The sequence below is a fragment of the Streptococcus orisasini genome (genome assembly GCF_001431045.1).
GTDB lineage: Bacteria > Bacillota > Bacilli > Lactobacillales > Streptococcaceae > Streptococcus > Streptococcus orisasini.
In genome coordinates this window covers 1-7,123 of sequence record NZ_BCLE01000054.1, presented here as the reverse complement: position 1 = coordinate 7,123, position 7,123 = coordinate 1, and the positions used below count along the sequence as shown (strand labels likewise).

4 protein-coding genes and 2 pseudogenes are annotated in these 7,123 nt (G+C 41.0%); 2 read left to right on the top strand and 4 right to left on the bottom strand.

Going from position 1 to position 7,123, the window contains the following annotated elements:
* Nucleotides 1-263: 263 nt before the first annotated feature.
* The 4 genes and pseudogenes from manA to SCSH_RS10620 form a co-directional block, all read right to left on the bottom strand.
* Complete coding sequence (gene manA, locus SCSH_RS10630; protein ID WP_057491868.1) at nt 264-1,214, bottom strand: mannose-6-phosphate isomerase, class I; 951 nt, start codon at nt 1,212-1,214, stop codon at nt 264-266.
* A 305-nt stretch (nt 1,215-1,519) separates the two neighbouring features.
* Nucleotides 1,520-2,401 (bottom strand): fructokinase ScrK, encoded by an 882-nt coding sequence (scrK, locus tag SCSH_RS10625; RefSeq protein ID WP_057491867.1) that lies wholly within the window; start codon nt 2,399-2,401, stop codon nt 1,520-1,522.
* 193 nt (nt 2,402-2,594) lie between these two features.
* Nucleotides 2,595-3,029: pseudogene (locus tag SCSH_RS11550) on the bottom strand (PTS sugar transporter subunit IIA); the annotation flags it as partial.
* 116 nt (nt 3,030-3,145) lie between these two features.
* A pseudogene (locus SCSH_RS10620) lies at nt 3,146-4,520 on the bottom strand (sucrose-specific PTS transporter subunit IIBC); the annotation flags it as partial.
* A 188-nt stretch (nt 4,521-4,708) separates the two neighbouring features.
* Here SCSH_RS10620 and SCSH_RS10615 point away from each other — a divergent pair.
* Both SCSH_RS10615 and SCSH_RS10610 read left to right on the top strand, forming a co-directional pair.
* Nucleotides 4,709-6,148 carry a sucrose-6-phosphate hydrolase gene (locus SCSH_RS10615; protein ID WP_057491865.1) on the top strand — a complete coding sequence of 480 codons (1,440 nt, stop codon included), beginning with the start codon at nt 4,709-4,711 and terminating at the stop codon, nt 6,146-6,148.
* Nucleotides 6,149-6,151: 3 nt separating this feature from the next.
* Nucleotides 6,152-7,117: a LacI family DNA-binding transcriptional regulator gene (locus SCSH_RS10610; RefSeq protein WP_057491864.1), complete on the top strand. Its 966-nt coding sequence runs from the start codon at nt 6,152-6,154 to the stop codon at nt 7,115-7,117.
* The last annotated feature ends 6 nt before the right edge of the window (nt 7,118-7,123 follow it).

Genomic DNA, 7,123 nt, shown 5'->3' with positions numbered 1-7,123 from the left:
GAATTCCATGGAGCTGTTTCACGCCTCAACAATGGGCAGAACCAAAGCTAAACTGGTCTAAAAATAAGCGCTTTTCATACACCTATTTTTATTCGCAAATTCAGCTCTTGCTTTCTTACCTCTGATAACCAAGCGCATCTCTGGCACAAGCAAAAATTTCCGCTTAACTGCTGGGCAAATAATCTTTCGAACCAAGCCTATGTTTTGCTGCTAACAGCAGTTTATTTAAAAATCCACTCCTTGGCAGGAGCAGATTTCTCATCTCAGTGCTCATTAGGGTGACTGGCAATCATCGTCAGATTTCCTGTAAATTCCCAAGCTTTGACATCACTTGGAAGAATAAAATGGTCGCCTTTTTTAAGAGGATAGCTTGCTTCGTCAACAGTGATGCTGCCTGATCCATCTAGTACACTGACCAAGAGATAAGGAACAGTTTGCTGCATCTTGACAGAACCGTTTATTTCCCACTTATAAACAGCAAAGAAAGGGCTGGAAACCAAAAGAGTAGTCTTTATGCCCTCTAAAGCTAAGCGGGCAGGACTTGAATTAGCCGGAACACCAATATTCAACACATCAATCGATGCCTCAATATGAAGCTCTCGTTTTTGCCCTTGATCATCCATTCGGTCAAAATCATAAACACGGTAAGTCGTATCGCTGGATTGCTGAGTTTCTAGAATCATAATTCCCTTACCAATCGCGTGCATGGTGCCGCTAGGAACGTAAAAGAAATCTCCGGCTTTAACTGGAATTCGCGTTAAAAGCTGTTCCCAATCTTCTGCTTCTATTAAATCCCGCAGCTCAGCTTTTGATTGGGCATTGTGACCGTAAATAATCTCTGCGCCTTCCTCAGCGGAAATAACATACCAGCACTCAGTCTTGCCCAATTCTCCTTCATGCTCCAGAGCATATTGATCATCTGGATGAACCTGGACACTCAGCCAATCATTAGCATCTAAAATCTTGGTCAAGAGCGGAAAGACTGGACTTTTACTTTGCCCAAACAGTTCTCTGTGCTCGGCATAGAGCTTATCCAGCAAAAAGCCCTTATAAAGGCCGTTTTTAACAAGAGAAACCCCATTAGGGTGGGCAGAAATCGCCCAGTATTCTCCGGTTGTTTCACTGGGAATATCGTAACCAAATTCTTTTTTTAAACGGTTACCACCCCAAATTTTTTCATGCATCTGCGATTGTAAAAATAAAGGTTCTGCCATTCGCTTTTACTCCTGTCATTTTTTCTCATTATATCACATTTTACCAAAAGAAAAAGCTAGAACTCAGCAAAAAATCATTTCCTGTTTCTTTAATGTAGAACTCATCCTTTCAAACAACCTAACAAGCGCTTGATAATAACTGAAATTCAAGGTATTCAGCTGATTTCTATCTTAGAAATATTGCTAAATAGTTAAGAGACCAAAGTTTTTACTTCGGTCTCTAGTTAACAGTTTCAATAAATTATCAGTTCAAGTTTCAAAGCTCAGGGCTGAGCCTTTTAAAAAATCTAAAAAGACTTTTTAACTTAGCGTTCTGAAACTTTTTTGGCCAAGGCAAAATTTCCCAATGTTGCAGAACCATTTTCAGCAACTGCTGGTGTGACAATGTAATCTTTGACATCAGGTACAGGCAGATAATCATTTAACAAGGAAACAAACTTCTCACGAACTCGGCGCAGCATATGCTCTTGAGCCATAACACCACCACCAAAAACAATGACTTGCGGTCGATAGAGCATTGTTGCCTGAATGGCAGCTTGAGCAATATAGTAGGCCTGAATATCCCAGACATCTGAGTTTTGTTCGATCAACTCCCCACGGATACCCGTTCTAGCCTCAAGACTAGGACCTGCTGCCAAACCTTCCAGACAGCCCTTATGGAAAGGACAGGTACCATAGAATTCATTAGCCACATCGCTTGGATGAAGATCCACATAAGTATGCCCTGCTTCTGTATGACCAAGACCGCCAATAAACTCGCCGTTTTGAATAGCGCCAGCTCCAATGCCCGTTCCAATAGTGTAATAAACCAGACTGTTCACATTTGAACGTGCAATGACTTCACCATAAGCCGACGAGTTGACATCTGTTGTGAAGTAAAAAGGAATTTTAAAATCTTTAGCCATCAGTCCCACCAAGTCAACATTGGCCCAATTAGGTTTAGGAGTTGAGGTAATATAGCCATAGGTTGTTGAATTTTGGTCAATATCAATAGGTCCGAAAGAGCCAATTGCTATACTGGCTAAATCCGCTTCGAATCTTTTGAAAAAAGCAACTGTTTTTTCAATTGTTTCATAAGGCGTTGTTGTTGGAAACTGAACCTTTTCAACAAGCTGAAAGTTTTCATCACCAACTGCACAGACAAATTTTGTTCCACCAGCTTCTACGCTGCCATACAATTTAGACATAGTAAACCTCGAATCTTTTTTTACTTTTAATATCAGATAGCTATCTGCTTTTAAGCTTGATTTTACAGAGAGCCGTTTTTCATTAATTATATCATAATTAAAAGAAGTATTGAGAAAAAATTCTGCTTTTAATCTGACAGAATAAAATAAAAGGCTGGGGCTAGCATAGGTGTACTAACCCCAGCAAAAGCTGTTATTTTTTGATATCCAGCAAATCATCGCCGACAGCAACTGTACCTGATGCAACAGTTTCAACTGAAGTATAATCTGCTGTATTGGTAATGATAAACATTGTTGTATTGTCAAGACCGGCTTGCGCAATCTTAGCACTGTCAAATGTTCCCAGAACATCACCTTTTTTAACTTTTTGTTCTGCTTTCACTTTTTGCTCAAAACCATTACCTTCCATTGAAACAGTATCAATACCGATGTGAATCAGGATTTCTGCTCCCTTATCAGATTTAATACCGTAAGCATGGCCTGTATCAAAAGCAATTTGAACAACTCCGTCAACTGGAGCATAAACAGTATCGCCGCTAGGTTTAATAGCAACACCTTTACCCATGGCTTCGCTGGAGAAGACCGGATCATTAACGGCAGTTAAATCAACAACGTCACCAGCAAGAGGAGCTGCCAAAATTTCATCTGTTACTTCTGCTGCTGGAGCTGATTCAGCAGCTTGGTCAGCTTTTTCTTCTTCAGCAGGTGCAGCTGTATCAGCGGCTTCCTCAGCAGTTTCTTCTTCATTGTATCCAAACATATAAGTCAAAATGAAGCCAATCGCTGTTGTTGCAAGCACCATGATAACATATTTAAAGACTTGACCATTTAAATAAAGGAGCGTTCCTGGAATAATGGTAATTCCAAAACCAGTACCAGCAAGATTAAGAATAGAAGCTAACCAACCGCCGGCAGCACCACCGATAAGCCCCATTATAAATGGTTTACCAAAACGCAAGTTAACACCGAAGATAGCTGGTTCTGTAATTCCCAGTCCTGCAGAAAGGGCAGCTGGAAAGGCTAGTGCTTTAAGTTTAGCTGATTTAGTTTTAACACCAACCGCAAGTGTAGCTCCGGCTTGGGCAGTCATGGCCGCAGTAATGATAGCGTTAAACGGATCTTTTCCATCAGCAGCAATCAATTGAGACTCAAGAAGGTTGAAGATGTGGTGAACACCAGTAACGACGATAACTTGGTGAAGACCACCAAGAATCAGACCTGACAGACCAAGAGGCAATTCTAAAAGGAATTTTGTTGCTGCAAGGACATAATTTTCCACAGAGTGGAAGACTGGGCCGATAACAAAGAGAGCAAGGATAGACATTACGGTAAATGTCAGGAACGGTACTAAGAGCAGATCCAAGACATCTGGAATCTTCTTATGCAGCCATTTTTCAAATTTAGCACCTAACAAACCAACAAAGAAGGCCGGAAGTACTGAATTTTGATAACCAACAACTGGAACAAAGCCAAAGAAATAAATCGGTTTAGCAGCGCCAGAAGCTACATCCCAAGCATTTGGAAGAGCTGAGTTAACCATCATAAGCCCTAGAACCAAACCAATAACTGGATTTCCTCCAAAAACACGGAAGGCAGACCAAGAAATCAAGGCTGGGAAGAAGGCAAAGGCCGTATCCGTTAAGACAACTGTGTAAGTGTAAAAGTTCGAAGCAGAGAAGGCCTTCGAAGTAGTTCCAAACAGTCCGAGAATGGTGTCATTGTTGATAGCACCGCGAATACCCATGAAAAGACCGGTTGCTACGATTGCTGGAAGCAGCGGTACGAAGACATCCCCAAAGGTGCGGACAGCACGCTGGAAAGCATTCCCTTGTTTTGCGGCTTCCTCTTTTTGATCGCCTGTTGATGAGGCAGGAAGGCCTAAAGCAACGACTTCTTCATAGATCTTATTAACTGTTCCGGTACCAAAAATGATTTGATACTGACCAGCGTTAAAGAAGGCTCCCTTAACTTTGTCAATGCTTTCCGCCTTACTTTTATCGATTTTTCCTTCATCAACAACCATAACGCGGAGACGTGTTGCACAGTGGGCGACACTTTTTACATTATCGCGGCCGCCGACAGCTGCAATAACCTCTTTTGCAATTTGTGTGTTATCCATTTGCAAAAAACTCCTTTTATTTTTTGAATTTTTGAAAGCGTTTTTTTACTTTCCACGCTTTATATTTTATCATTTTTTGACAATATGTCAATCGTTTTACATAAAAAAGTTACTTTTTACGTTAAAATATTGATTTTTAAGAAGAAAACGTCTAGTATAATAGTATAGAATTATATGATGGAGGCAGTATGTCACTAACAACAGAACAAAGGTATAGGCCCTATAATGAGTGGACCGAGGAAGAAGTTCAAAAAATCAAAAAAAATGCCGCGAGCTCTCCTTGGCACACAGTCTTTCATGTTGAACCAGCCTATGGTTTGCTCAATGATCCTAACGGTTTTTCCTATTTCAAGGGAAAATGGCAGTTATTCTATCAATATTTTCCCTTTGGGGCCGCTCACGGCCTTAAGTCCTGGGTACAGACAGAGTCAACCGACTTAATCCATTTTAATGAAACAGGGACGATTTTATACCCAGATACTTCTCTGGACAGTCACGGTATGTATTCCGGTTCTGCCATGCAATTTGGTGATAAACTGTTCATCTTTTATACAGGCAATGTCCGCGATGAAAACTGGGTGCGGCATACCTATCAAAACGGCGGTTTGCTTGACAGCAGCGGACATTTAGAAAAGGTTCCTCAAACATTGATTGCTAAGCCAGATGATGTGACCGAACATTTCCGCGACCCGCAGATCTTCTTCTATGATGGAGACTACTACGCTATCATTGGTGCTCAAAGCCTTGATAAAAAAGGCTTTATCAAGCTTTATAAGGCCAAAAACAGCAGCTACAAAGAGTGGACTTTTGTAGGAGATTTGGATTTTGACAACGATGCTACTTCTTACATGATTGAGTGTCCTAATCTAGTCTTTGTGGACGGCCGCCCAGTTCTTCTCTACTGTCCTCAGGGACTTGATAAAAGTGTCATTGATTACCATAATATTTATCCGAATATGTATAAAATAGGTCAAACGTTTGACACAGAAAACGCAGCTATTGTTAATCCTTCTGAAATTCATAATTTGGATTATGGTTTTGAAGTTTATGCGACACAGGCCTTCAATGCTCCTAACGGCCGAGCTTTATCTATCAGCTGGATTGGACTGCCAGATGTAGAATATCCAACCGATAAATATGACTACCAAGGAGCCATGAGCTTGGTCAAAGAACTGACGATTAAAGACGGAAAATTGTACCAATATCCTGTTGATGCCATTACTGACCTGCGTCAGGAAGAAAAGACCTTCACTAATATGAGCTCAACCAACAATACTTATGAGCTGGAGTTGACCTTTGACAAGGACAGCCGCAGTGAGATTGTTCTATTTGCTGATCAAAAGATGAAGGGCTTGTCAGTGATCGTTGATACTAAAAAAGGACAAATCCTGGTCGATCGTTCTCAAGCAGGGGAACAGTATGCTCTTGAATACGGTACAACTCGTTCCTGTGCGATTGACAATGACCTTACAACTGCAAATATTTTTATCGACAAATCAATTTTTGAAATTTTCATTAACAAGGGAGAAAAAGTATTTACTGGCCGCGTCTTCCCGCATGCAGACCAAACCGGTATTGTTATCAAGCAGGGACAGCCAAGTGGTAAATACTTTGAATTAAAATATTAGTTTATGGTTACAAAATTAACAGATGTTGCAGAGTTAGCAGGTGTCAGTCCTACTACTGTTTCACGTGTGATCAATAATAAAGGCTATCTTTCCAAGAAAACCATTCAAAAGGTCAATGAGGCTATGCGCGAGCTAGGTTATAAACCTAACAACCTGGCCAGAAGCCTGCAGGGGAAATCTTCTAAGCTGGTCGGCTTAATTTTTCCCAATATCAGTCATATTTTTTACGCTGAGTTAATTGAGCATTTGGAACTCGAGCTGTTTGATAAGGGCTACAAAACGATTATCTGTAACAGCGAACACGACTCTGACAAGGAGCGTGAATATTTGGAAATGTTGGAGGCTAATCAGGTAGACGGTATCATTTCCGGCAGTCATAATTTAGGAATTCCTGATTATGACCGTGTTACTGCTCCTATTATTTCCTTTGACCGCAACCTATCACCCAATATTCCTGTTGTCTCATCTGATAACTTTCAAGGCGGAGCCCTGGCTGCCCATACTTTAGAGCAAGCTGGCTGCAAGCGAGCTGTCATGATTACTGGTAATGATGACAGCTGCTCACCGACAGCTCTGCGCCGCACAGGCTTTAGTTCTGTCTTACCCAAATCTTATTTTATTAACGTTTCCAGCGACTATTCTCCTATTCGCAAGGAAATGGAAATCAAAAACATTCTTGAGCGTTTTCAGCCAGATGGAATTTTCACCTCTGATGATCTGACAGCTATGTTGGTGATGAAAGTCGCCAATGAGCTAGATATCAAGATTCCTGGAGACTTAAAATTAATCGGCTATGACGGAACTGCCTTTATTGAAAATTATTTGCCACAGCTGACCACCATTAAGCAACCAATTCGCGATATCGCTCAGCTAACTGTTGAGCTGCTGCTCAAAAAAATCGCAGGGCAAACTATAACAGAAAAAGAACACAAACTCCCTATAACCCTGCTGTCCGGCAGAAGTATTTAAAAACTC